This window comes from Ruegeria sp. AL2 (assembly GCF_056540845.1).
Genome location: NZ_JBQFXM010000061.1, coordinates 1 through 1754 on the forward strand (window position 1 = coordinate 1; position 1754 = coordinate 1754).

The following is a 1754-nucleotide window of genomic DNA, read 5'->3' on the forward strand; positions in this document are numbered from 1 at the left end:
CTAGGCTGTCAGCTAGTCTTGAGAAATTACCGGTCTTGAACTCAGGCAAGCAAAACGAATGCTTGGGATCAGAGGGGTTTAAATGCTTGGTTGGATATTCAAAACCTTGCTGTCGCAATACCTCTGAGTTTGAATAGCACCAGTTTTGGATTGCCGTGGTTCCTGTCTTCGGTAATCCAATATGCAAATAAATCTTCATCTTTCTGTGTTCCCCACCGATGTATCGCAAGTTACAAGTTATCGGCCACCAAAATCGCCAAGGTTTTCTCAATGGGCAATTACATTTCGCCCCGAAAGGCCCCTGCGGCCACAAATATAGCTGGAGCTTTGTGGATAAGACCCCGAAAGATCTCTTTGCACATCTTGCGATCATCCTTTCGAACGGCGGCTTTGTCCGGATAGTGTTGAAAAACTCCATTTCCGCCGAAAACCAGTGAAAAACTTACATGCTGAGAGGCAGTTGAGAGTTTCGGCCAGAGGGGGGTGGCCAAAAAACTGGTCTGGCGATGGGAGAGGCTGTCGCGGCCCGCACTGGGCAAGTGGTGCAGACTTTGATGAGGTAATGGAAATTGGTAGAAAATTGAGCGCGCCTAATTTTCTGGTGTTTTCAACACAATCTCCGCATTGCTGTCGCTCGAGACATTTCGGCGACTGACCGCACTGAGCCCAACCTGGACGTTATGTCAAAGCCTGAATAGATTAAAAGGGTGGGCTTTAGAATACCGCACTGGCGTCAGCGTACTTCTTTGAAGTGACGAGCAAGGCCGATAGAGCGGTCAAGTGTAAGATTCCAATTCATAAGGATTTTGATGCATTAATTCGTCCACAATTACTTCTTGTTGGATACGGTCAGTTTCGCCCAAAGGACTTCTGAAACTCGTTGCGAGCCCTGCCTGAGGGTTTTGATTTTTCTGTAAAACCGCGTTTACTTCTTCCATTTCGAATATTGGATCACTGGTTCCCGTCAAAAACCGAGCAACATCTCCAAAATTAGAAGCCTGCGTAAGCTGTTCCAATGTAATTGAGAAGCAATCACAACCACGAGTTGGAAGCCAGCTTGTGTAGAATTCCTGCCGACGTTCAATTTCCCGAGCATACCAGAAGCACAGTTGATAATCGCTCAGTTTTTCCCAATCAGGAACCTTCCAAACACCAGTGTCAGATGGTCCGAGAAGCACTAGTCTTCCGCTTCCTGTTCTTTCAGGAATGCAATTTATAGAATAAAGGCTCGCTGCTACTTCATGCGCAGAACGCTTCAAAACTATGAAATCGGGACGAAGGCCAAGTTGAATTGTTGGCTCGATGAACCCTTTACAGAATAAATGTGAAGTCTCCAGGTAAACCGGTTGTTCTATTGCCGCAGCGACCGATGGATACATTTCACTTTCTAGCCACCACTTTGCTGCTTCCGGAAAACTCAAAACACCACGCATCACGTAGTTCATTCTAGGATGCGCCTCGTGGACTGCCTTAACATCTTGCAGAACACTCGCGAGCGCTGTCAGCAATTTGGATCCGCTTCTGCCGGACGTAACGGTGAATACCAGCCTATAATCTTGCAGTTTTTCGATGGCTTCATTTGCGATCATTGTGTACCTGACCTACTATCACGCGCTCCGCTGACACGAGTGAACGAAGTATATTTGAAAGGCAAGGCCTCCACTGCGAAAATGCAACATGTTCACCTGACCCATGCGAGTAGTATGTAGATGCGCCTTGTTTGGCCGCCACATTTGAAGGTCCTCTTCGTCCGC

The 1754-nt window shown here is 47.3% G+C and carries 1 protein-coding gene and 1 pseudogene; both read right to left on the reverse strand.

What is annotated here, in order from left to right:
- A pseudogene (locus ACR0ID_RS20340) lies at nucleotides 1-199 on the reverse strand (hypothetical protein); the annotation flags it as partial.
- 577 nt (nucleotides 200-776) lie between these two features.
- A complete protein-coding gene (locus tag ACR0ID_RS20345; protein WP_480608398.1) occupies nucleotides 777-1589 on the reverse strand; it encodes a hypothetical protein in 813 nt (270 codons plus the stop codon).
- Between the last annotated feature and the right edge of the window lie 165 nt (nucleotides 1590-1754).

Excerpts from the sequence above, each read along its gene's own strand:
- ACR0ID_RS20345 (WP_480608398.1), bottom strand. The coding sequence starts at position 1,589 with ATGATCGCAAATGAAGCCATCGAAAAACTGCAAGATTATAGGCTGGTA.